A 21,573-nucleotide genomic window follows, 5' to 3' on the forward strand; every position below is an offset into this window, starting at 1 on the left:
TCGCTAACGCTCGACGAAACCAGAAAAAGTCGCCCATCTGGCGAGCTGCACTGTGATGGCGCGTCTGTGCCGACCACGGAACCTTACGAGTGGGCTGGCGCCGTATGAAACTGATTCATTTCTCCTCTGAACACACGGCGCCGGAAAGCTTTTCCAGGATACTTAACCCTACAGCAGCGCGGTATGAGCTGGAACGGCATTATCTGTTCGGCGGCGCAGCCGGCATATCGATAAGCAGCCGGTATCCGATTACCCGCAATACTCAATCCGGGATTGGCGTCACCGGTTATCGTGAGGACGTGGCTGTGAAGCGCAGCGTGCTCGATGAGATCAACCGGGGCGGCTTGCTGGCGATTGATCAGGGAATGGGCACCTGGACGCCGACGAAATATGCTTTTTACGTCGACGCGGAAGGCCGATTACAGCGCTACCCAGGCAGCTCTCTTCCCGCCTTTTATCCTATCGGGCGCGTGATCGCCCGCTATGAAGAAATGGTTAGCCGCTATGGCCACCGGGCAAAACCGACGGTGCTGCCGGCGAGGCAGAATACGTCCCGGAATCCCCCTCTGCAGCAAGCCATCGCGACCGCAGTAGCAACCGTTGCCGCCACGGTGCAGGCCATCCGTCCGCTGACCAAGGCAGAACGCTGGCAAGAACGCCAGTACCTGATAGGGCGAGGCAACCGCAGCATTTACCCGGATGCGCGCATAGCTGCACAGCGCCTGGCGGAGAACAACGTTGCGGTCGAAAAGGCGAAGTTGGCTGAGAATGTCTATAAGACCACTAACCCGCTCAAGGACACGATAGACATCCCTGAAGGCTGGAAGGATATCAGTAACAATGATGGGGCGCTGGGCCGGCTTGGTTTGAGCAGTAACATGCTTTATGACAAACCAATGAATCCTGACTTTTTAGCCCGAGTTTATCAGCCAGACGAAAGTGTCTTTGGCAAGGCGATGAACCCGACGGTGGTATTCCGCGGATCGCGGGCACCAGAATTCCCGGAGGGAATAAGCCGCGCAACCCAAAAAGCCTTAATAAGGGGTGACTTATCAGGCATTAAAAATCTCAGTGACTGGAAAAACAACGGTGCTCAGGGAATAGGGCTTAATTCTGAATACTACAAAAAAGCGGTTGGTATTGGCGATAAAATTTCAAAGGTATCCAATATCGACGTTGCAGGTCACTCATTAGGCGGTGGCATGGCGTCTGCTGCCTCCATGGCCAGCGGCAAGCCAGCTTGGACGTTTAATGCCGCTGGATTGCATGCAGGAACCGTAGAAAAATACGGCGGCTCTATAATAGGCAGTGTCGATAATATTCAGGCGTATCGCGTAAAAGGGGAACTGTTGACCAAGCTGCAGGAGGTTGATTTGTGGGAGGATGCCAAAGACCTCAAATTTTATCCGCCGGCGGTGATGGCGAAAGAACGGTTGTCCCTGTTGGCGCCTGACGCCGTGGGAGTAAAACACACGCTTTCCGGTGGAACAGGCTCACTGCTGGATAAGCACGGTATAGACCAGGCGATACAATGCATTGAAAATGAAAAAGACGATGACATTGCCACAATCAAGGGAAGAATATGAAAAAACTTATTCTCATTATCACGATGGTAGTGTCTACGCTCATCATGCAAGGGTGCGAAAAAGGTATGGATTTACAACCGCAGGATTATTTTGACGGTCAGCAATTGGACATTGCCAAAGCCATTTATGATGGTGATAGGCCGCAGTTGGATAAACAGTTATCATCAGTAAACAAAGAGATCTTAAATCGTCCAGCTAAGGAAGAAATGACCTTATTGTTCTGGGCAATAAACAATGCCATCTATGATAAAACCACACCTGAAAGGCTGAAAATTATCACTGATTTGGTAAAAGCCGGCGCAGATCCTTTACAGCCTCAACCCAACACGCCAGGTAGCCCAGCTGAATTTGTTATGAAAGCGGATAAAGGCATCTGGATACAGGCTATGTTAGAGGGCGGACTTTCTCCAAATGCTAGGGATAAGGTTCATAATCAACCCATTATATTTAATAGCATCTTTGCAAAAAACACAGAAACATTAGAGGTCATGTTGGAGCATGGTGCTGATATAAATATAAGAAATTCACTGGGTGATACGCTGCTCATCGATGCTTTAGACTATCACTCCTATGACCACGTCATTCTTTTATTAGAAAAAGGCGCCGATAGCGATATAAGAGGCAACTCGGGTTGGACGATGGGCAATCAACTTCAACGGCTGATTAATAGGAGTCAGGACGGCAGTGAGGCGAAAGAGTCTCTTGAGCGCATCAGAGACGAGCTAATTAAGCGTGGCGGGAAATGGCCGCCTGCTCCTGTCAGTCAATAGGCCGTTCTCAGTATCCCAAGGGGGTAGAGGGATACTGATACGGTAATAAAGCAAAGTTGGGCCGTGGTTATGTTAAAAATGGAGATGGCATGAGGCACAGCGCTCTTATCATTATCATGTTGCTGTCGATGCTCATGATGCAGGGATGCGAACAAGGTAGGGATCTACAACCACAGGATTACTTTGAAGGGAAGCAGCTGGACATCGCCAACGTCATCTACGAGGGTGACAGGCAAAAGCTGGATAAGGTTTTACCGACGGTAAGCAAAGAAACGTTAAATCGGCCGGCCAAGGCGGAGATGACGTTATTATTCTGGGCGATAAATAACGCTATCTTTGACAAGAACACGCCCGAGCGGCTCAAGATCATTACGGATCTGGTCAAGGCGGGAGCAGACCCACTGCAGCCAAGAGCTGAGGGGGGGAGTAGCCCCGCTGAATTTGTTATGAAGGCGAATAAAGGCGTATGGATACAAGCTATGTTAGAGGGCGGGCTCTCTCCAAATGCCAGAGATAAGGTTCATAATCAACCCATTATATTTGAAAGTTTTGATGCGGCGAACACCGAAACATTAAAGATGTTAATTGCATACCAAGCTGATGTTAATATCAAAGGGGCTATGAACAGAACGCCATTAATTAATGCGCTGTATAACAGTTGCCCAGAACACATTGAGGTTCTTTTGGCTCATGGCGCTAACCCCTTAGCCAAAGATGATTTTAATGACAACTTCCTTTCTTTGATTTCTGCGGAGATAGATAAAGGGGATAAGAGCAATGCGTATATAAAAAAGCTAATTAAAATTAAAGAAAAAATAAAACAGGTGAATTAGTTCGCCTCGGCTCTCATGGGGGACAATGCAGGTCTTCTTCCGGTGCAGTACCATGACGTGATGACATACAGGAAGATGACGGGATGAGCCACCAAAGAGCACCCAGCCGACAGCGACGAGAGTGCTGTTGTTAAGTACCGTTTGTGACGCCATCTCTTTGAACAGTGGCAAACCCACAAGCAGCGTTTCTATGTTGAAACCTGCACATTGATGGGACGCTGGCGTAAGCGACACTCAGAGGTAGGATGCTTTATGCCTGACGACGAGGCAGCGACAACGGGTGTTTCGGGCCGTTTCAGGCAACAAAAAACCCGATAATCTTGAACCTAAAAGGCGGGATTATCGGGCTCCACAAAATGGGGACATCAAAGAAAAGCAGTGGCACTAATTCAGACTGCGGCCCCCAACGAAAGTTCTGGCCGGCGACAAAAAAATCAAAATATTTTTATCGCCGATCCATCTCTCCCGCTAATCGATCAGCCGAGTATGCCCGGCCATAGCACCACGATGAGTGAACCCGCCAGCGTTAACAGCACGTTAGCGATGGCGTAGGTGCCGGCGTAGCCCAATGCCGGGATGTTGCTGCGTGCGGTATCGCTGATGATTTCCATCGCCGGCGCGCAGGTGCGGGCGCCCATGATGGCGCCGAACAGCAGGGCGCGGTTCATGCGCAGCACATAGGCGCCGAACAGGAAGCAGATAATCACCGGCACCAGGCTGACGATCAGCCCGGCGATCAGCATCTGGCCGCCGACTGCACCCAGGCTGTGGCCGATGCCGGCGCCGGCGCTCAGGCCTACGCCCGCCATAAACACCATCAGGCCGAATTCTTTCACCATGTTCAGCGCGCCCTGCGGAATGTAGCCGAAGGTCGGGTGGTTGGCGCGCAGGAAGCCGAGCATGATGCCGGACATCAGCAGGCCGGCGGCGTTGCCGATGCCGAACGAGAAGTTGCTGAACTGTATGGTGATCTGGCCGATCAAAAGGCCGATGATGAAGAAGGCGCAGAACGCCAGCAGATCGGTCACCTGGCTGTGAATCGAGATAAAGCCAATTTTCTCCGCCACGCTCTTCACCCGGCGCGCGTCGCCGCTCACCTGCAACACGTCGCCTTTGTTGAGCACGATGCTGTCGTCGATCGGCATTTCGATCTGGCTGCGGATCACGCGGTTGAGGAAGCAGCCGTGGTCGGTCAGCTTTAGCTGGCTCAGGCGTTTGTTCACCGCGTTGCTGTTCTTCACCACGATCTCTTCGGTGACGATGCGCATGTCGAGCAGATCGCGATCGAACACTTCCTTGCCGTTGCGGAAGCTCGGGTCCAGCCGCGCGTGGGCGTCCGGGTAGCCGACCAGCGAAATCTCGTCGCCCACCTGCAGCACCGCGTCACCGTCCGGGTTGGCCAAAATGCCGTTGCGGCGGATGCGTTCGATGTAACAGCCGGTCTGGCGGTAGATGCCCAGTTCACGCAGGTTCTTGCCGTCGGCCCAGGCCACCAGCTCGGGGCCGACGCGGTAGGCGCGGATCACCGGCAGGTAGACCTTGCGCTGGCTGTCGGTGTCCAGGCCGCGTTCGCGGGCGATCTGCTGGGCAGAGGTGGACAGGTCCTGGTGTTGCAGCTTCGGCAGGTAGCGCGCGCCGAAGATCAGGCTGACCAGACCGATCAGGTAGGTGAGGGCGTAGCCCAGGCTCAGATGATCCTGCGCCGCCAGTAGCGCCGGGCCGTTGACGATGGTGTTGCGTAGCGTGTCGCCGGCGCCCACCAGCACCGGCGTGGAGGTCATCGAGCCGGCCAGCATGCCGGCGGTCAGGCCGATGTCCCAGTGGAACAGCTTGCCGAGACCGATGGCGAGCACCATCGCCGAGCCGACCATCACCAACGCCAGCATCAGGTAGTTTTTGCCGTCGCGGAAGAAAATCGAGAAAAAGTTGGGCCCGGCTTCTACGCCGACGCAGAAAATAAACAGCATGAAGCCGAGATTCAGCGCCTCGGTGTTAATGGCGAAGTGTTGCTGGCCGAGCAGCAGGGAAACCACCAAAACGCCAATGGAATTACCGAGTTGGACGGAGCCCAGACGGAGTTTACCGAGGCACAGCCCCAGTGCGAGTACCACGAACAGTAACAGAATGTAGTTACCGTTTAACAAACTAGCGACGTTTATGTTCACGGAGAATAACTTATTGTTTACCAGTAAGTGCTTGATATAGATAACTATAAGAGATAAATTCAGCCTTAAAACGACGTCATAAATCACCACCAGCAGAAAGCGAAGCGAACCATCGTTCGGCGGCGTTCATTCTAGACGCTATGACCGATGACAGCCAGCACAGAAAGCTGATTTCCTGCGCCGCCGTGCGCATTTAACTCTCTTTTGACCAAGGAAAAAATTCGGTTCAGCGTCACCTCACGGGGGGCCGGACCGATTTCTATTGATGCGGTAATTGGGCGGGGGAGAATTCGCATGACGAGTTATCGATATTGGCTGGGCATTCTCAGCTGTTTTCTGTTGTTCAGCCTGGTGTTTCTCGGCCAGCAAACCGGCCTGTTCGGCAGCACGGATCATGAGCACCACGGGGAAACCGGCCTGCTGCTGTTCGTTGTCCCCGGTGCGATCGCCAGCTATCTGTCGAGCCGCAAGCGGCTGCTTTGCCCGTTGCTTGGCGCGCTGTATGCGCTGCCGCTGTGCCTGCTGATCCGCCACTTCTGGCTGACGCCGTCCTATTCATTCTGGCAGGAGTTGGCTTATGCCACCAGCGCGGTGTTCTGGTGCGTGTTCGGCGCGATGCTGATGCTGTTCGCCCTCGGCCTGTTGCAGACGCTGCAGCAGCTGCACCGGCGGCAGCGGCAATAAAAAAAGGCGCGTTAAGCGCCTTTTTTGTCGTTCAAAAACTTACTGGAACAGGTTCAGGTGTTCTTTGGCGTAAGCTTCGAAATCGGTGCAACCGCCGATGTGCTTCTCATCCAGGAAGATCTGCGGCACGGTTTCAACCGGTTTGCCGACGGTTTTTTCCAGATCGGCCTTGGTGATGCCTTCCGCGTGGATGTCAACGTAACGGAAGTTGAAATCGTCGCGTTCTTCAGTCAGTTTTTCCGCCAGTTCTTTAGCGCGGACACAATAAGGACAGCCAGGACGCCCGAAGATTACTGCAAACATGCAACGCTCCTTAATTGGATTTTCAATAAATGGTTCGCTCTTGCAACGACATCCCGTCACCGAAAAAGTCATTACCTGCGTCAGATGGCGCCTACTATGCCCGTTGAGGCCATGAAAAAAAAGCAGGAATTACCTGTTAATCTGATTCATGTAACCAATTAGTCAGCCGGGGCTGTCGCCGTCGGCGGGAATTCACTACACTGGGGGCAGACCTTCTGGAGAAGAAAAATATGCGTTCATTCGGTGACTTACCACGCCCGGTGCTGGTGTTGGAAGGGCTGGGTATCGTGATGTTGGTGCTGGCCTACCTCAGCATTCACGGCCACCTGCAGCTGCCTGGCTGGCTGGCATCGCAGCAGGCGGCGGTCGGCATGATTTTCCTCGGCGTGGCGTTGATGGTGCCGGCGGCGGCATTTCTGGTGTGGCGCGTGGTGCAGGGCTTTGGCCCGCTGATGCGCGGCGGGTTGCCGCCGGAAAACGATCGCCGCAAACCGCGAGATGCGGATGCATCGAAAGATAATCAGGACCGCGATCCGCGCGCCTGAGTGCCGCGGCCGCTAACCCGCCTGCCGGGCAGGCGTTGGCTTTTGGGGTGACGAGTGAAAATTGCCATTCTTTCTCGCGACGGAACGCTCTATTCGTGCAAGCGGCTGCGTGAAGCGGCGGAAGATCGCGGGCACAGCATCGATATCATCGATCCGCTTTCCTGTTATATGAACATCAACCCGGCGGCGCCGACCATTCATTATCGCGGCTGCCAGCTGGAGCGTTATGACGCGGTGATCCCGCGTATCGGCTCCGCCATCACCTTTTACGGCACCGCGGTGCTGCGCCAGTTCGAGCTGCTTGGCAGCTACCCGCTCAACGAATCCGTGGCCATTACCCGAGCTCGCGATAAGCTGCGTTCGCTGCAACTGCTGGCGCGGCAGGGCATCGATCTGCCGATCACCGGCTTTGCCCATTCGCCGGACGACACTGGCGACCTGATCGAGCTGGTCGGCGGCGCGCCGCTGGTGGTCAAGCTGGTGGAAGGCACGCAGGGTATCGGGGTGGTGCTGGCGGAAACCCGCCAGGCGGCGGAAAGCGTGATCGACGCCTTTCGCGGGTTGAATGCCCATATCCTGGTGCAGGAATACGTGCGCGAGGCGCAGGGGCGCGACGTGCGCTGCCTGGTGGTGGGCGGCCGGGTGGTGGCCGCCATCGAGCGGCAGGCGAAGCCCGGCGAGTTTCGCTCCAACCTGCATCGCGGCGGCACCGCCCGCAAAGTGACCATCACCGCCAGGGAGCGGGCGATTGCGGTCAAAGCGGCGAACACGCTGGGGCTGGACGTCGCCGGGGTGGATATCCTGCGCGCCGAGCGCGGCCCGCTGGTGATGGAGGTCAACGCGTCGCCGGGGCTGGAAGGGGTGGAGACCACCACCGGGTTGGACATTGCCGGCATGATGATCGAATACATCGAGCAGCGCGGCCGGCCGGGGTTCCGCCTGAAATCCGGTGGTTGACGGGGCGGTCGGCGCGCTTTTCCCGCCGAGCAATATCTTAATTAGTGAATTAAGCCGCATTGATCGTGGCGTATCGGGTGAATATTCCGTAAGCTATGCGCCTTTTCGCGTTTTGAATATTGTGAGGCTGGTTATTATGGATTCACTCATTGTCCCCGATTTGGCGCTGTTGCGGCGCTGGCTGGATCAGTCGGGCATTTCTTTCTTTGAGTGCGATTCCTGCCAGGCGCTGCACCTGCCGCACATGCAGAACTTCGACGGCGTGTTCGACGCCAAGATAGATCTGGTGGACAACGTCATCCTGTTCTCCGCGCTGGCCGAGGTGAAACCGACCGCGCTGATCCCGCTGGTGGCGGACCTGAGCCAGATCAACGCCAGTTCGCTGACCATCAAGGCCTTTGTCGACATTCAGGACGACAACCTGCCGAAGCTGATCGTCTGCCAGTCGTTGAGCGTGGCGGTGGGCATCACCTACGAGCAGTTCACTCATTTCATGCAGCAGGGCGAAGAGCAGGTCTCGATGGTGATCCTCGAGGCGCGGGCGAACGATCTGCTGTTTATGGGTGACGAAGAAGAGATCCCCGCTGGCGCCGTTCGTCAGCCGATGCTGCACTGATCCTCGCCGTACCTTAAGCATGCCGTCGCTCCGGCGGCATGCTGCCGTTATTCCCCTCCGCAATAAAATATTCTGCACTTTGGCCTTTGCCGCCCGATCTTTCTCGTCTTTTGTGCCGTTAATGGCGTATCACATAGAGAAAAACTGCATAAAAAATCGATAAATGGCGTTTTTTACCCTGGGGGCTGGCGGGTTGCGATGGCAGCGGCTATGCTGCTGATTCTGCAAAGGGCTTGCGATTTCCCTTGTAACCACGCGAGCAGGGCAGTGCAAAAAGGCGCATGCAATCATATGCATAGCCATTCATTTCGCGGTTGCAACGATTGCGCTCAATCAGGAAAGGTTTTGTATCGCTGCAGATACAAGTTCAATTCTATGATTTACCCTGTTTTGGAGGAAGTTACGGATGGTCACCCAACGTAAAAAGTGGTTATCGGGTGTGGTTGCCGGTCTGGTGATGGCCGCGTCCGTCACGGCGTCAGCCGAAGAGAAAACGCTGCACGTGTATAACTGGTCCGACTATATCGCGCCGGATACCCTGGCCAAATTCCAGAAAGAAACCGGCATCAAAGTGGTGTACGACGTCTTTGACTCCAACGAAGTGTTGGAAGGCAAACTGATGGCGGGCAGCACCGGTTATGATCTGGTGGTTCCTTCATCCAACTTCCTCGAGCGCCAGTCGCAGGCCGGCATCTTCGAGCCGCTCGACAAGAGCAAAATGCCCAACTACAAGAATCTCGATCCCGAGATGCTGAAGCTGGTTGCACATAATGACAAAGACAACAAATACGGCATCCCATACCTGATGGTGACCACCGGCATCGGCTACAATGTCGACAAGGTGAAGGCGGCATTAGGCAAAGACGCGCCGGTCGACAGCTGGGATCTGATCCTCAAGCCGGAAAACCTCGAGAAGCTGAAAAGCTGCGGCGTCTCCTTCCTCGATGCGCCGAGTGAGGTTTACGCCACCGTGCTGCACTACCTGGGCAAGGATCCCAACAGCACCAATGCGGCGGACTATACCGGCGCGGCCAACGATCTGCTGCTGAAGCTGCGGCCGAGCATTCGTTACTTCCACTCTTCACAGTACATCAACGATTTGGCTAACGGCGATATCTGCGTGGCGATCGGCTGGTCCGGCGACGTGATGCAGGCGGCCAACCGCGCCAAAGAGGCGAAGAACGGCGTGAACGTGGCCTATGCGATCCCGAAAGAAGGGGCGCTGACCTACTTCGACATGTTCGCCATGCCGGCGGACGCCAAGAACAAAGACGCCGCGTACCAGTTCCTGAACTTCCTGATGAAACCTGACGTGATGGCGGGCATCAGCAACTATGTCTATTACGCCAATGCGGTGAAAGATTCCACGCCGCTGGTGAAGGCCGAGGTGCGCGAGAACCCGAACGTCTATCCGCCGGCCGATCTGCGCGCCAAGCTGTTCACGCTCAACGTGCAGTCGCCGAAGCTGGATCGTGTCATTACCCGCGCATGGACTAAAGTTAAAAGCGGGAAGTGATGATGGGGGGATACCCCCGATCGTCGGTAAACCGGCAGGCGGGCGCTCCCCGCCTGCACTGCCGTTTTGGGCCACGGCACTCGCCGTGGTTTTGTGCCGCTTTACGCCGGAGAGCACCCCGATTGAACGACGCCATCCCTCGTCCTCAAGCCAAGTCGCAGAAGGTCTTCACCCCTCTGCTGGAAATCCGTAACCTCACCAAAACCTTCGACGGGCAGAATGCGGTCGAAGACGTCAGCCTCACCATCTACAAGGGCGAGATCTTTGCGCTGCTTGGGCCGTCTGGCTGCGGCAAGTCAACCTTACTGCGCATGTTGGCCGGCTTTGAACAGCCGACGGAAGGGCAGATCGTGCTCGACGGGCAGGATATGTCGCACGTGCCGCCGTACCAGCGGCCGATCAACATGATGTTTCAGTCTTACGCGCTGTTCCCGCACATGACGGTAGAGCAGAACATCGCCTTCGGCCTGAAGCAGGACAAAATGCCGCGGGCAGAAATCGCCGAGCGGGTGGCGGAAATGCTGGCGCTGGTGCACATGCAGGAGTACGCCAAACGCAAACCGCACCAGCTTTCCGGCGGCCAGCGGCAGCGGGTGGCGCTGGCGCGCAGCCTGGCCAAGCGGCCCAAGCTGCTGCTGCTGGATGAGCCAATGGGCGCGCTGGACAAGAAGCTGCGCGATCGCATGCAGTTGGAAGTGACCGATATTCTCGAGCGCGTCGGCGTCACCTGCGTGATGGTGACGCACGATCAGGAAGAGGCGATGACCATGGCGGGGCGCATCGCCATCATGAACCGTGGCAAGTTCGTGCAGATCGGCGAGCCGGAAGAGATCTACGAGCATCCGAATAGCCGCTTCAGCGCCGAATTTATCGGTTCGGTCAACGTCTTCGACTGCGTATTGCAGGAGCGCCACGACGATGCGCTGATCCTGCAAAGCCCCGGATTACGCCATGCGATCAAAGTAGATCCGGACGCCTCGGTGGTGGACGGCGTGCCGATCCAGGTCGCGCTGCGGCCGGAAAAGATCCTGCTGTGCGAACAGGTGCCGGAAGACGGCTGCAACTTCGCGGTAGGGGAAGTGGCGCACATTGCCTACCTGGGCGATCTGTCTATTTATCACGTGAAGCTGCACAGCGGGCAGATTATCAGCGCCCAGCTGCAAAACGGCCACCGTTTCCGCAAGGGGATGCCCACCTGGGGCGATGAAGTGCGTCTGTGCTGGGAAACCGACGGCTGTGTCGTGTTGACGGTGTAGCGGAGCCGCTGAGGAGTAACCCATATGACCCTGCTTTCTGAACGCACGCCGGAGCCGCCGGCCAAAACGCCCGGCACCCTCAAGGCGCTGTTCCACCGCCTGCTGATGGCTCACGGCCGCAAGCTGGTGATCGCATTGCCGTATTTATGGCTGACGCTGCTGTTCATGCTGCCGTTCCTGATCGTGTTCAAGATCAGCCTGGCGGAGCTGGCGTTGGCGGTGCCGCCTTACACCGAGTTGATGAGCTGGGTGGACGGCAAGCTGAACATCGCGCTCAACTTCGCCAACTACCTGCAACTGACCGACGATCCGCTGTATATCGACGCCTATCTGCAGTCGCTGCGCGTGGCGGCGGTCTCGACGCTGTGCTGCCTGATCATCGGCTATCCGCTGGCCTGGGCGGTGGCCCACAGCAAGGCGTCGACCCGCAACATTCTGCTGCTGCTGGTGATCCTGCCTTCCTGGACCTCGTTCCTGATCCGCGTCTATGCCTGGATGGGGATCCTGAAAAACAACGGCATTCTGAATAACTTTCTGATGTGGCTGGGGGTGATCGACCAACCGTTGGTGATCCTGCACACCAACCTGGCGGTGTATATCGGCATCGTTTATTCCTACCTGCCGTTTATGGTGCTGCCTATCTACACGGCGCTGATCCGGCTGGATTACTCGCTGGTGGAGGCGTCGCTGGATCTGGGCGCCCGGCCGCTGAAAACCTTCTTCAGCGTCATCGTGCCGCTGACGCGCGGCGGCATCATCGCCGGTTCGATGCTGGTATTCATTCCGGCGGTAGGGGAGTTCGTGATCCCGGAGCTGCTCGGTGGGCCAGACAGCATCATGATCGGCCGCGTGCTGTGGCAGGAGTTCTTCAATAACCGCGACTGGCCGGTGGCTTCGGCGGTCGCCACCATCATGCTGCTGTTGCTGATCGTGCCAATTTTGTGGTTTCACAAACACCAGAACAAGGAAATGGGGGGGCAGGAATGAACAACTTGCCGGTAGTGCGTTCACCGTGGCGCATCGCCATCCTGACGGTCGGCTTTACCTTCCTGTATGCGCCGATGCTGATGTTGGTGATCTACTCCTTTAATAGTTCCAAGCTGGTGACGGTGTGGGCCGGCTGGTCCACGCGCTGGTATACCGAACTGTTTCACGACTCGGCGATGATCAGCGCGGTGGGGCTCAGCCTGACCATCGCCGCCGCCTCCGCCACCGCCGCGGTGGTGCTGGGCGCCATCGCCGCCGTGGTGATGGTACGGTTCGGCCGCTTTCGCGGTTCGACCGGCTTTGCGTTTATGCTGACTGCGCCGCTGGTGATGCCGGACGTGATCACCGGCCTGTCGCTGCTGCTGCTGTTCGTAGCGATGGGGCACGCTTTCGGCTGGCCGTCGGAGCGCGGCATGTTCACCATCTGGCTGGCGCACGTCACCTTCTGTACCGCTTATGTGGCGGTGGTGATCAGCTCGCGTCTGCGCGAGGTGGATCGCTCGATTGAAGAGGCGGCAATGGATCTGGGGGCGCCGCCGCTGAAAGTGTTCTTCGTTATTACCATGCCGATGATTGCGCCGGCGCTGATCTCTGGCTGGATGCTGGCGTTTACCCTGTCGCTGGATGATCTGGTGATTGCCAGCTTCGTCTCCGGCCCGGGCGCCACTACGCTGCCGATGCTGGTGTTCTCCAGCGTGCGTATGGGGGTGAATCCGGAAATCAATGCGCTGGCCAGCCTGATCCTGCTGGTGGTGGGCATTCTCGGCCTGATCGCCTGGTGGTTTATGGCGCGTTCGGAAAAACAACGATCGCGTGAATTACAGCGGGCGGCCCGTAGCTGAATCGTAACAAACCTGCTATTTTTGCAATCAATAAGTATTGCAACTAACTACCTGACTTTACATGCGCCATCTGTATTGGTGGCGCGTCGTAGCGGAACACGGATATGTCAGACATGCTGAAAAGCGGGCAGGGAATGAGATCGACTTCGGATGCGCCGGTGCCGGTGATGGTGGCGGGCACCGCCATGGTGGCGATCAAGTGTATCAGCGTGGTGTTGTTGTTGGGCGAACTGGGCGTCGACGGCGCACAGGAGTTCGTTAACACCAGCGCGCAGGCGTGGGATTCTACCTTTATCTTTCTGGCCGGCCTGATGCTGCTGTGCCTGCAAATCAGCTGTGGCTTTGCGGTGATGCGCGGCCGCAACTGGGGACGCTGGGGCTATGTGGTCTGCCAGTGCATCGTGGTGCTTTACCTGCTGTTGGCCACCATTGGCAGCGTCTTCCCCGAGGTGTTCACCGTGGAGGGGGAAACCAGCGGCCAAATCCTGCACGTTCTGATCCTGCAAAAGATCCCCGACGCGGTGATCCTGGCGTTGCTGTTCGTTCCTGCCGCCAGCCGCCGCTTCTTCACCGTGCGCAAGTGAGATTTTAGGCGTGCGGAGTGGTAAACTCTGCGCCCTTAATTCGTCATCCTGAACTTCACGGTAATCTTCATGCATTGCGCTTTGTATACGGCGGGTACCTGCCGTTCCTGTCAGTGGCTGGAAAAGCCCTATCCGCAGCAACTGGCTGACAAACAGCATCACCTGCACTCGCTGCTGGCCGGGCGCGACGTCGCGCAGTGGCTGCAGCCGATGGCGGGGGAGCTGAGCGCATTTCGCAATAAAGCCAAGATGGTGGTCAGCGGCAGCGTGGAGCGTCCCCTGCTCGGCATGCTGCACCGCGACGGCACGCCGGTCGATCTGAGCGACTGCCCGCTGTATCCCGCCGGCTTTGCGCCGATGTTTGCGGTGCTGAAAAGCTTCATCGCCCGCGCCGGCCTGACGCCGTATAACGTGGCGCGCAAACGCGGCGAGTTGAAATACCTGCTGCTGACCGAAAGCACGCTCGACGGCGGCGTGATGCTGCGTTTCGTGCTGCGCTCGGAAACCAAGCTGGCGCAGCTGCGCGCTGCGCTGCCGTGGCTGCAGCAGCAGCTGCCGCAGCTCAAGGTGATCTCCGCCAATATTCAGCCGGTGCACATGGCGATCATGGAAGGGGAGCGCGAGATCGCGCTGACCGAACAGCAGGCGCTCGAGGAACAGTTCAATCAGGTGCCGTTGTTCATCCGCCCGCAAAGCTTCTTCCAAACCAACCCGCAGGTGGCCGCCGATCTGTACGCCACCGCCCGCGACTGGGTGCGCGCGCTGGGTATCGACAGCATGTGGGATCTGTTCTGCGGCGTCGGCGGTTTCGGCCTGCACTGTGCGCAGCCGCAAACGCGGCTGACCGGCATCGAAATCAGCGCGGAAGCGATCGCCTGCGCGCGCCAGTCGGCGCAGCGGTTAGGGTTGTTGCACGTAGATTTTCAGGCGCTCGACTCCACCCGCTTCGCCACCGCCGAAGGCCAGGTGCCACAGCTGGTGCTGGTTAACCCGCCGCGGCGCGGCATTGGCCAGGCGCTGTGCGACTACCTGAGCCGGATGGCGCCGGACTATATTCTCTATTCCAGCTGCAACGCCGAGAGCATGGCGAAAGATATCGAGACGTTGCCGGGGTACCGCATCGAACGGGTGCAGCTGTTCGACATGTTCCCGCATACCGCGCACTACGAAGTGTTGACGCTGCTGGTGCGGCGTTTATAAAACATAAGGCCTGGTTATCCGGGCCTTATTGCTTATTGCGGGAACCACTTGTCGTTGATGGCCTTGTAGGTGCCGTCGGCCTTGATGGCGTCCAGCGCGGCGTTCAGCTTGGCCAGCAGCGCCTGGTTGTCGGGGCGCACCGCGATGCCGAGGCCGGTGCCGAAGTATTGTGCATCGGTGATGTGCTCGCCGACCGGCGCCAGCTGCGGGTTGGTTTTCAGCCACTCGTTCACCACGGCGGTGTCGCCGAACACGCCGTCGATACGGCCGTTTTTCAGCTCCAGAATGGCGTTCTGGTAGCTGTCGTAAGAGACGGTGTTAATCTCCGGGTGCTTGTCCTGCATGTATTTCTGGTGGGTGGTGCCGTTTTCCATGCCGAGCTTTTTGCCTTTCAGATCCGCCAGCGAGCTGAACTTGCCTTTTTGCGCGATCACGATCGCCGAGTTGGCGTAGTAAGGCTGGGTGAAAGCGACCTGTTTGCTGCGTTCCGGCGTGATGTCCATACCGGAAATCACCGCATCGTATTTCTTGAATTTCAGCGCGGCGATCAGGCTGTCGAACGCCTGGTTGGTGAAGGTGCACTGCGCCTGCATCTGTTTGCACAGCGCGTTGGCCAGATCGATATCGAAGCCGACGATCTGGTTGTTGGCGTCCAGCGATTCGAACGGCGGGTAGGTGGCGGAGGCGGCGAAGCGGATGGTCTCGGCCGCGGTGGCGTTAAAGGTCATCCCGGCCAACATCGTCGCGGCAAGCAGCAGTTTTTTCATGCGTAGAGCTCCTGTCTGGATCCTGAAAGTGATTATTCGCTATCGTTTGTTTTTACTGGTAATCGCCAGAGTTTTTTGCGTGTGCGCCTGCTGATAACCCTGCCATTGAGTGAATTAAAATGCAATATAAATGATTAAATATTGCCGCAGAGATAAAAAAAGCCCCGCACGATGGCGGGGCTCATGGGGAGAGGCGGTCTCAGTTGCGGCGCTCAAACGCCAGCGCGCGGCGCTCCACCAGCCGCATCAGCAGCGTCAGCAGGCCGTTGACGCACAGGTACACCAGGCCCGCGGCGCCGAACACCATGACGTCGTAGGTGCGGCCATACATCAGCTGGCTGTAGCCCATAACTTCCATCAGCGTGATGGTGTAGGCCAGCGAGGTGCTTTTGAACACCAGCACCACTTCGTTGGAATAAGACGATAGCGCACGTTTGAAGGCGAACGGCAACAGGATGCGCAGCGTTTGCCGGCGCGACATGCCCAGCGCTTCGCACGACTGCCACTGCCCGGCGGGAATGGCGCGCACCGCACCGTAGAACAGCTGCGTGGTGTAGGCCGCGCTGTTCAGCGCCAGCGCAATCATCGCGCACAGCCAGGGCTGCGACAGCAGGTTCCACAGCCACGGGTAGTCGCGGATCGCCGGGAACTGGCCGGGGCCATAGTAGATCAGGAAGATCTGCACCAGCAGCGGCGTGCCGGTGAACAGCGTCACGTAGATCTTGACCAGCGGCGTCAGGATCGGCGTTTTCAGCGTCAGGATCACCGTCAGCAGCAGCGACAGCACCAGCGCGACGATCAGCGCGGCGACGGTCAGGGTTAGGCTGGTATGCAGCCCTTTGAGGATTTCCGGTAAATACTCAATCATCAGACCGGCCCCCGCTCAAAGCGCGTGGCGCGCAGCTCAATGCGTTTGATGACGTATTGGCTGAACAGCGTCACCAGCAGGTAGATGGCCGCCGCGATCACATACCAGGTAAAAGGCTCCTGGGTGCGGGTGGCGATGCTCTTGGTTTGCAGCATCAGATCGTTGACGCTGATCAGCGACACCAGCGCGGTGTCTTTCAGCAACACCAGCCACTGGTTGCCGAGGCCGGGCAGGGCGTGGCGCCACATCTGCGGCATGATCAGGCGAAAGAAGATCGCCGCCTTACCCAGTCCCAGCGCCTGGCCGGATTCCCACTGCCCCTGTGGCACCGCTTTGAGTGCGCCGCGCAGCGTCTGCGAAGCGTAGGCGGAATAGAGCAGGGCCAGAGCGATCACCCCGCACAGGAACGGACTGACTTCGAAATTGTCGATCGCCAACTGGATCGGCAACTGGAACAGACCGAGGTTGAGGGTAAAGCCGTCGGAGAGCATCAGCAGCAGCTGCGACGAGCCGAAATAGATAAACAGCACCACCAGGATTTCCGGCAGGCCGCGCAGCACGGTCACCCAGGCGGTGCCGAGCCAGCTGACCGCTTTCCAGTGGGACGATTCCCATACGGCGAACAGCATCGCCAGAATCAGCCCGAGGATCAGGGCGCAAACGGCAAGGCCGACGGTCATGCCGGCGGCGCTTGCTAAAGGTTGTAATTCATTCATCGGGGCGTATTACTGCTGGAACCATTTTTTGTAGATGGTTTCATAGGTCCCATCCTGCTTAATCTTGTCCAGAGCGGCATTGAACTTGCCCTGCAGATCGGTATTCTTTTGGCGCACCGCGATGCCGAGGCCGGTGCCGAAGTAGTCTTTATCCGTCACTTTGGCGCCCACTGCCGCCAGCGCGTCATTCTGCTTCAGCCACTCGTTGACCACCGCGGTATCGCCGAACACCGCATCAACGCGGCCATTCTTCAGATCCAAAATGGCGTTCTGGTAGCTGTCGTAAGGCACGGTGGTGATTTCCGGGTGCTTGTCGGTCAGGTATTTCTGGTGGGTGGTGCCGTTTTGCACGCCCACCTTCTTGCCTTTCAGCGCCGTCACGTCGGCGATTTTGCCTTTCTGCGCGATGAACAGCGCCGAGTTATCGTAGTACGGCTTAGTGAACAGCACCTGCTTTTCACGTTCTGGCGTAATGTCCATGCCGGCCATGACCGCATCGAAACGCTTGAACTTCAGGCTAGGGATCAGGCTGTCGAACGCCTGGTTGGTGAAGGTGCACTCGGCCTGCATCTCTTTGCACAGTGCGTTGGCCAGATCGACATCAAAACCCTGAATCTTGTTGCTGGCGTCAATAAATTCAAATGGAGGATAGGAGGCTTCGGTAGCGAAACGGATGGTTTCGGCTGCGGAGGCGGAAACGCTGATGCCGGCCAGAACGGCGGCGATTATTAGTTTTTTCATCGCAAAATCCCCAAATTACAGCAAGTTAATTGTTAGTGTGATAAGTAGTTGGCAAACTCGGTGGTCTGTGGCTGCGCAAAGTGGCTGCTGTCGCCTTGCTCCACAACGTGGCCGTTTTCCATGTACACCACGCGGCTGGCGGTCTTGCGCGCCACTTCCACTTCGTGGGTGACGATCACCTGCGTGATGCCGGTGCCGGCCAGTTCGCGAATGATGCTAACGATCTGAGCGGTGATTTCCGGATCCAGCGCCGCAGTCGGTTCATCGAACAGCAGCACCTGCGGTTCCATCATCAGGGCGCGGGCGATCGCCACGCGCTGCTGCTGGCCGCCGGAAAGGTGCAGCGGGAAGCGATCGGCGAAGTCGGTCAGGCGCAGACGCTTGAGCAGCTTGTCGGCGCGCTCCATCGCCTGAGCCTTGGTCAGACCCAGTACGCGGCAAGGCGCCTCGATCAGGTTCTGGACCACGGTGAGGTGAGGCCACAGGTTGTATTGCTGGAAAACCATGCCGACGTTTTGACGCAGTTCGCGAATGGCTTTCTCGCCCGGCGCCTGTTTGAAGTCGAATTGGTTGCCGGCGATCTGCAGTTGGCCCGAACGCGGCATTTCCAGCAGGTTTAGCACCCGCAGCAATGAGCTTTTCCCGGCGCCGCTTGGGCCAAGCAGCACCAGGGTTTCCCCAGCTGGACAATCCAGCGTGATGTCAAACAGCGCCTGGTGAGCGCCGTAATAGCAATTGATACCGTTAAGTTGAATACTCATGCGCCAGAATTGAATAGACATTGATGCCGCAAATGTTAACTTCCACAGAATACTTATGCAATCTTTGTGCGTTAAAATTTATGAGTGTGCGGCGGGAAAGTAAAAGATTAGCACAAGATACCGCGACTCAGGCCGAGGGAGGGGATTTGTGGCGCAGGCTGTGATATCGGTAGCGAAATTTTTTCTATTGGACGAAATTTGAGCTGTTGACTGACGGCGGGGATGACCGACGCGGCAAGCCCGCGTCGGCCGGGGTATCGCGGGTTACTGGTTTTCCAGCACCTGGCGCACGCTGCCGTTGGTGGCGTGTGCTGGAACATTCAGGTAGCGAATATCATCAACCACCCAGCAGGTACCTTCGCGCACCATCAGCACTTCGTCCTGCCAGTTCACGGTGCTGTTGGCGTCTTTTTGATAGCTTAAGTCGACGCGCAGCGGAATGTTTTTCGCATCGGTGTTAGGAATGGTCGAGGCGCTGGCGACGGAGGCGCTGCTTGGCCCTTGCGCATTGCCGGAGAACAGATCGCCGGTTATCCGGTGCTTGCCCGGGTTCTGGCCGGCGCTGACCAGATCCTGATACAGCACTTTGCTCAGATAGGGCTGCAGCTGCGCCAGGCGGTTACTGTCCGGCAGGCCGGCGCCCTGCTGGATGTGCAGGTCATAGAACTTTTGCGCGACCGTATCCGGGCCGCCTTCCACACAGCTGCCGCTGCGGGTGCCGATATCCTTGTATGCCGGTTCCACCGTGGTACAGGCACTCAGCAACAGCGCTAAGGGTAAAACAGCCGCAATCGTTTTTGTTTTCATCTTATTACCTTATGTGAAAGTCTCTACCATGAAGACCGATAGCTTACAGTATAAATGCGTTTTTTGGCCTTGCATTCGTACTGCGTGCCATTGATTAAGCGAACATAACGCCAATCTTCTGGTCATAGATACGTTGAATTAATCAAACAAGGAGTTCTGATGCAGCTTTCAACTACCCCGACCCTGGAAGGGTTCACCATCACCGAATACTGCGGCGTCGTCACCGGCGAAGCGATCCTCGGCGCCAACATTTTTCGTGATTTCTTCGCCGGCGTGCGCGATATCGTCGGTGGCCGCTCGGGCGCTTATGAGAAAGAGCTGCGCAAGGCGCGCTTGATTGCGTTCGAAGAGCTGGAAGATCAGGCAAAAGAGCTGGGCGCCAACGCGGTGGTCGGCATTGATATCGATTATGAAACCGTAGGTAAAGACGGCAGCATGCTGATGGTGACCGTCAGCGGCACCGCGGTGAAAGTCAGCCGCTAACGCCATTCCCCGCGCCCCGGCCGTTCCGCCGGGGCGACATCCTGTAGGTTCATCCCACCTTGTGCTGCTCGACGATCGGGCGGTGTTCCTGCGGTTTCACCGGCGCCGGGGCAGGATGCGGCATGATGCGCGCTTGCGGCACTGCCAACGGGCGTTCTATCGTCGGATGCTGTGGCGCTGCCGGTTCACGAACTACCGGCGGCGCAGCGTGCGGCGCGACCTGAACCTGTGGCCGCACGGCGGATGGATGCACCGGCGCGACGGCCTGCATCGGATGCGTCTGTACCGGAGCCGCATGCACGGCCATCGGTTGCTGCGTGTGAGGCGCTGCCGGCGCGGCATGCGTGAACGTTGGCATGCTCATCGGCTGCTGTACATGGGGCGCGTTGACCGATTGTTGCACGTGCGGCGCGGCCGCTACCGGCTGGGTGTGCGCAAAGGTCGGCAGGGTCATCGGCGCATGGGCCGCAGGCGCGACGCGCGGCTGCGCGTTAGGCGTCGGCGGGTTGAAATGCGGCGTCGGTGCGGCGGTCGTATTGTTGTAGTTATTCACTGTATGGGTGCTGCGATTCACATTGTTCACGTTGTTATATTGATTGATGTTGGTGACGCGATTCACCACGGTGGTGGAATGCGATACGTAGGGCGCATCGCGGTAGACCACCGGTTGGCGTCGATCGTCCCAGCGCATATCCCAGTTGTGCCAGCCGCTGTTGTGCTGATTGAACAATGAGGCGACCGCAATGCCGACACCGAAGCTGATCACGCCGGCCGCCAACATGTCGCCGCCGCTGTAGCCCGAAGGTTGATACCGATAGCTCGGATAGGCTGGGATCGGCGTGCCGTAGGCCACCCAGGGATCGTAATGTGGGACGTAAACCGTATCCGGCTGGCTCGGTTCGATGACGATGGTTTCGCCCGGCGCCGCTACCACGCGCTGGCGATCGGGCTGCTGCTCAACGTAACGGGTGGTGGGGGCCACGACGATGCGCTGCTGCGGGGTGTTTTTCAGCGTGCCTTGGCTGGCCGCCCGTTGACGCATCACCTGAATGGCGTTCATCACGTCGGTGGGATCGTTCAGGTAGGCGCTGCCCAGGGCGGTGGTCCAGGGGATGTTTTTCGCCATTTGATCGAGCACGTCGGGGAATTGCACCAGGCCGCGCACGCTGGGATCCCAGGGCTGAGCGTCGGCCGCCGAGCTGAGCGCCGCCGGTTGCAACCCGCGGTTTTGCGCCAGCCAGGCATCCGCGGCGTTGATTTGGTCAGGATAACCCGCGCCGGCCAACACCTGCGCCAGCAGCTTGTCGGGGAACAGCGCCACCGGGCTGACCAACTGGTACAGCTGGTCGGCAGTCAGCGGCGTATAGGCCGGCGTACTGGCACTCGCGATGGGCGCGGCCGGGGACGGTGCGCTTGCCCCCATCGCGTCAGCGACTTTTTGCCGATCGCAGCCGCTGAGCGGCAGCATGGCGGCACAGAGCAACCAGGACAGATAGCGTGGCGTCAACATGTTCGACTCCGCTCTTTCGGCGCAGATGATACTTTGAGACTATCATGGGCGGGAAAGGCCGCCAGTCGGGAGCAAC

23 protein-coding genes are annotated in these 21,573 nt (G+C 57.9%); 14 read left to right on the forward strand and 9 right to left on the reverse strand.

Going from position 1 to position 21,573, the window contains the following annotated elements; translation table 11 throughout:
- Positions 1–104: 104 nt before the first annotated feature.
- The 3 genes from ACMGGW_RS06620 to ACMGGW_RS06630 all read left to right on the forward strand — a co-directional run bounded on the left by ACMGGW_RS06620 (position 105) and on the right by ACMGGW_RS06630 (position 3,189).
- Positions 105–1,586 (forward strand): phospholipase, encoded by a 1,482-nt coding sequence (locus ACMGGW_RS06620; protein ID WP_089195709.1) that lies wholly within the window; start codon positions 105–107, stop codon positions 1,584–1,586.
- Positions 1,583–2,356, forward strand: a complete 774-nt coding sequence (locus tag ACMGGW_RS06625; RefSeq protein ID WP_025302229.1) for an ankyrin repeat domain-containing protein — start codon at positions 1,583–1,585, stop codon at positions 2,354–2,356. The genes ACMGGW_RS06620 and ACMGGW_RS06625 overlap by 4 nt, the downstream gene beginning before the upstream one ends.
- An 89-nt stretch (positions 2,357–2,445) precedes the next feature.
- Entirely contained in the window at positions 2,446–3,189 is a 744-nt protein-coding gene (locus ACMGGW_RS06630) for an ankyrin repeat domain-containing protein (RefSeq protein ID WP_197832217.1), read from the forward strand.
- A gap of 476 nt (positions 3,190–3,665) precedes the next feature.
- Here the strand turns inward: ACMGGW_RS06630 and ACMGGW_RS06635 are convergent, their stop codons facing one another.
- Entirely contained in the window at positions 3,666–5,354 is a 1,689-nt protein-coding gene (locus ACMGGW_RS06635; protein WP_025302231.1) for an aspartate:alanine antiporter, read from the reverse strand.
- A 294-nt stretch (positions 5,355–5,648) separates the two neighbouring features.
- Here ACMGGW_RS06635 and ACMGGW_RS06640 point away from each other — a divergent pair, with 294 nt between their 5' ends.
- Positions 5,649–6,038: an inner membrane protein YbjM gene (locus ACMGGW_RS06640; protein WP_025302232.1), complete on the forward strand. Its 390-nt coding sequence runs from the start codon at positions 5,649–5,651 to the stop codon at positions 6,036–6,038.
- A 39-nt stretch (positions 6,039–6,077) separates the two neighbouring features.
- Here ACMGGW_RS06640 and ACMGGW_RS06645 read toward each other — a convergent pair whose 3' ends face one another.
- Positions 6,078–6,341, reverse strand: a complete 264-nt coding sequence (locus tag ACMGGW_RS06645) for a GrxA family glutaredoxin (protein WP_004938676.1) — start codon at positions 6,339–6,341, stop codon at positions 6,078–6,080.
- Positions 6,342–6,571: 230 nt separating this feature from the next.
- Here ACMGGW_RS06645 and ACMGGW_RS06650 point away from each other — a divergent pair, with 230 nt between their 5' ends.
- The 9 genes from ACMGGW_RS06650 (at position 6,572) to rlmC (ending at position 14,844) form a co-directional block, all read left to right on the forward strand.
- Positions 6,572–6,886 (forward strand): YbjC family protein, encoded by a 315-nt coding sequence (locus tag ACMGGW_RS06650; RefSeq protein ID WP_025302233.1) that lies wholly within the window; start codon positions 6,572–6,574, stop codon positions 6,884–6,886.
- A gap of 54 nt (positions 6,887–6,940) precedes the next feature.
- The gene (rimK, locus tag ACMGGW_RS06655) at positions 6,941–7,843 is read left to right on the forward strand and encodes a 30S ribosomal protein S6--L-glutamate ligase (RefSeq protein ID WP_049295322.1); all 903 of its coding nucleotides are present in this window, start codon (positions 6,941–6,943) and stop codon (positions 7,841–7,843) included.
- Between the two features lie 136 nt (positions 7,844–7,979).
- The gene (locus ACMGGW_RS06660) at positions 7,980–8,459 is read left to right on the forward strand and encodes a YbjN domain-containing protein (protein WP_004938666.1); all 480 of its coding nucleotides are present in this window, start codon (positions 7,980–7,982) and stop codon (positions 8,457–8,459) included.
- A 406-nt stretch (positions 8,460–8,865) separates the two neighbouring features.
- On the forward strand, positions 8,866–9,975 hold the full coding sequence (potF, locus tag ACMGGW_RS06665; protein WP_025302235.1) for a spermidine/putrescine ABC transporter substrate-binding protein PotF: 1,110 nt from the start codon (positions 8,866–8,868) through the stop codon (positions 9,973–9,975).
- Positions 9,976–10,097: 122 nt separating this feature from the next.
- Positions 10,098–11,231, forward strand: coding sequence for a putrescine ABC transporter ATP-binding subunit PotG (gene potG / locus ACMGGW_RS06670; RefSeq protein WP_197832216.1), 1,134 nt, complete (start codon positions 10,098–10,100; stop codon positions 11,229–11,231).
- A gap of 24 nt (positions 11,232–11,255) precedes the next feature.
- Positions 11,256–12,218, forward strand: a complete 963-nt coding sequence (gene potH / locus ACMGGW_RS06675; RefSeq protein ID WP_038629107.1) for a putrescine ABC transporter permease PotH — start codon at positions 11,256–11,258, stop codon at positions 12,216–12,218.
- A complete protein-coding gene (gene potI / locus ACMGGW_RS06680) occupies positions 12,215–13,060 on the forward strand; it encodes a putrescine ABC transporter permease PotI (protein WP_151428723.1) in 846 nt (281 codons plus the stop codon). Before potH ends, potI begins: the two co-directional genes overlap by 4 nt.
- A gap of 104 nt (positions 13,061–13,164) precedes the next feature.
- Positions 13,165–13,644 (forward strand): YbjO family protein, encoded by a 480-nt coding sequence (locus tag ACMGGW_RS06685; protein ID WP_049205956.1) that lies wholly within the window; start codon positions 13,165–13,167, stop codon positions 13,642–13,644.
- Positions 13,645–13,713: 69 nt separating this feature from the next.
- On the forward strand, positions 13,714–14,844 hold the full coding sequence (rlmC, locus tag ACMGGW_RS06690; RefSeq protein ID WP_049207976.1) for a 23S rRNA (uracil(747)-C(5))-methyltransferase RlmC: 1,131 nt from the start codon (positions 13,714–13,716) through the stop codon (positions 14,842–14,844).
- Positions 14,845–14,876: 32 nt separating this feature from the next.
- Here rlmC and artJ (ACMGGW_RS06695) read toward each other — a convergent pair whose 3' ends face one another.
- From artJ (ACMGGW_RS06695) to ACMGGW_RS06720, 6 genes are all read right to left on the reverse strand, one after another.
- Complete coding sequence (gene artJ, locus ACMGGW_RS06695) at positions 14,877–15,611, reverse strand: arginine ABC transporter substrate-binding protein (RefSeq protein WP_015377297.1); 735 nt, start codon at positions 15,609–15,611, stop codon at positions 14,877–14,879.
- A 199-nt stretch (positions 15,612–15,810) separates the two neighbouring features.
- The gene (gene artM / locus ACMGGW_RS06700) at positions 15,811–16,479 is read right to left on the reverse strand and encodes an arginine ABC transporter permease ArtM (RefSeq protein ID WP_033637817.1); all 669 of its coding nucleotides are present in this window, start codon (positions 16,477–16,479) and stop codon (positions 15,811–15,813) included.
- Entirely contained in the window at positions 16,479–17,195 is a 717-nt protein-coding gene (gene artQ / locus ACMGGW_RS06705) for an arginine ABC transporter permease ArtQ (protein ID WP_197832215.1), read from the reverse strand. The genes artM and artQ overlap by 1 nt, the downstream gene beginning before the upstream one ends.
- 9 nt (positions 17,196–17,204) lie before the next feature.
- Positions 17,205–17,936, reverse strand: coding sequence for an arginine ABC transporter substrate-binding protein (artJ, locus tag ACMGGW_RS06710; protein WP_049205963.1), 732 nt, complete (start codon positions 17,934–17,936; stop codon positions 17,205–17,207).
- Between the two features lie 32 nt (positions 17,937–17,968).
- Entirely contained in the window at positions 17,969–18,697 is a 729-nt protein-coding gene (gene artP / locus ACMGGW_RS06715) for an arginine ABC transporter ATP-binding protein ArtP (RefSeq protein WP_142590589.1), read from the reverse strand.
- Between the two features lie 264 nt (positions 18,698–18,961).
- A complete protein-coding gene (locus ACMGGW_RS06720; RefSeq protein WP_043137760.1) occupies positions 18,962–19,504 on the reverse strand; it encodes a lipoprotein in 543 nt (180 codons plus the stop codon).
- Between the two features lie 159 nt (positions 19,505–19,663).
- Between ACMGGW_RS06720 and ACMGGW_RS06725 the strand changes: the two genes are divergently transcribed.
- A complete protein-coding gene (locus ACMGGW_RS06725) occupies positions 19,664–19,987 on the forward strand; it encodes a heavy metal-binding domain-containing protein (RefSeq protein ID WP_004928400.1) in 324 nt (107 codons plus the stop codon).
- A 49-nt stretch (positions 19,988–20,036) separates the two neighbouring features.
- Here the strand turns inward: ACMGGW_RS06725 and ACMGGW_RS06730 are convergent, their stop codons facing one another.
- Entirely contained in the window at positions 20,037–21,497 is a 1,461-nt protein-coding gene (locus ACMGGW_RS06730; protein ID WP_197832214.1) for a DUF3300 domain-containing protein, read from the reverse strand.
- Positions 21,498–21,573: the final 76 nt, after the last annotated feature.

Source organism: Serratia sp. BNK-4 (assembly GCF_048685115.1).
GTDB classification, from domain to species: domain Bacteria; phylum Pseudomonadota; class Gammaproteobacteria; order Enterobacterales; family Enterobacteriaceae; genus Serratia; species Serratia bockelmannii.

Excerpts from the sequence above, each read along its gene's own strand:
- ACMGGW_RS06620 (WP_089195709.1), top strand. The coding sequence starts at position 105 with ATGAAACTGATTCATTTCTCCTCTGAACACACGGCGCCGGAAAGCTTT.
- ACMGGW_RS06625 (WP_025302229.1), top strand. The coding sequence starts at position 1,583 with ATGAAAAAACTTATTCTCATTATCACGATGGTAGTGTCTACGCTCATC.
- ACMGGW_RS06630 (WP_197832217.1), top strand. The coding sequence starts at position 2,446 with ATGAGGCACAGCGCTCTTATCATTATCATGTTGCTGTCGATGCTCATG.
- ACMGGW_RS06640 (WP_025302232.1), top strand. The coding sequence starts at position 5,649 with ATGACGAGTTATCGATATTGGCTGGGCATTCTCAGCTGTTTTCTGTTG.
- ACMGGW_RS06645 (WP_004938676.1), bottom strand. The coding sequence starts at position 6,341 with ATGTTTGCAGTAATCTTCGGGCGTCCTGGCTGTCCTTATTGTGTCCGC.
- ACMGGW_RS06650 (WP_025302233.1), top strand. The coding sequence starts at position 6,572 with ATGCGTTCATTCGGTGACTTACCACGCCCGGTGCTGGTGTTGGAAGGG.
- ACMGGW_RS06660 (WP_004938666.1), top strand. The coding sequence starts at position 7,980 with ATGGATTCACTCATTGTCCCCGATTTGGCGCTGTTGCGGCGCTGGCTG.
- potF (WP_025302235.1), top strand. The coding sequence starts at position 8,866 with ATGGTCACCCAACGTAAAAAGTGGTTATCGGGTGTGGTTGCCGGTCTG.
- potH (WP_038629107.1), top strand. The coding sequence starts at position 11,256 with ATGACCCTGCTTTCTGAACGCACGCCGGAGCCGCCGGCCAAAACGCCC.
- potI (WP_151428723.1), top strand. The coding sequence starts at position 12,215 with ATGAACAACTTGCCGGTAGTGCGTTCACCGTGGCGCATCGCCATCCTG.
- ACMGGW_RS06685 (WP_049205956.1), top strand. The coding sequence starts at position 13,165 with ATGTCAGACATGCTGAAAAGCGGGCAGGGAATGAGATCGACTTCGGAT.
- rlmC (WP_049207976.1), top strand. The coding sequence starts at position 13,714 with ATGCATTGCGCTTTGTATACGGCGGGTACCTGCCGTTCCTGTCAGTGG.
- artJ (WP_015377297.1), bottom strand. The coding sequence starts at position 15,611 with ATGAAAAAACTGCTGCTTGCCGCGACGATGTTGGCCGGGATGACCTTT.
- artM (WP_033637817.1), bottom strand. The coding sequence starts at position 16,479 with ATGATTGAGTATTTACCGGAAATCCTCAAAGGGCTGCATACCAGCCTA.
- artQ (WP_197832215.1), bottom strand. The coding sequence starts at position 17,195 with ATGAATGAATTACAACCTTTAGCAAGCGCCGCCGGCATGACCGTCGGC.
- artJ (WP_049205963.1), bottom strand. The coding sequence starts at position 17,936 with ATGAAAAAACTAATAATCGCCGCCGTTCTGGCCGGCATCAGCGTTTCC.
- artP (WP_142590589.1), bottom strand. The coding sequence starts at position 18,697 with ATGAGTATTCAACTTAACGGTATCAATTGCTATTACGGCGCTCACCAG.
- ACMGGW_RS06720 (WP_043137760.1), bottom strand. The coding sequence starts at position 19,504 with ATGAAAACAAAAACGATTGCGGCTGTTTTACCCTTAGCGCTGTTGCTG.
- ACMGGW_RS06725 (WP_004928400.1), top strand. The coding sequence starts at position 19,664 with ATGCAGCTTTCAACTACCCCGACCCTGGAAGGGTTCACCATCACCGAA.
- ACMGGW_RS06730 (WP_197832214.1), bottom strand. The coding sequence starts at position 21,497 with ATGTTGACGCCACGCTATCTGTCCTGGTTGCTCTGTGCCGCCATGCTG.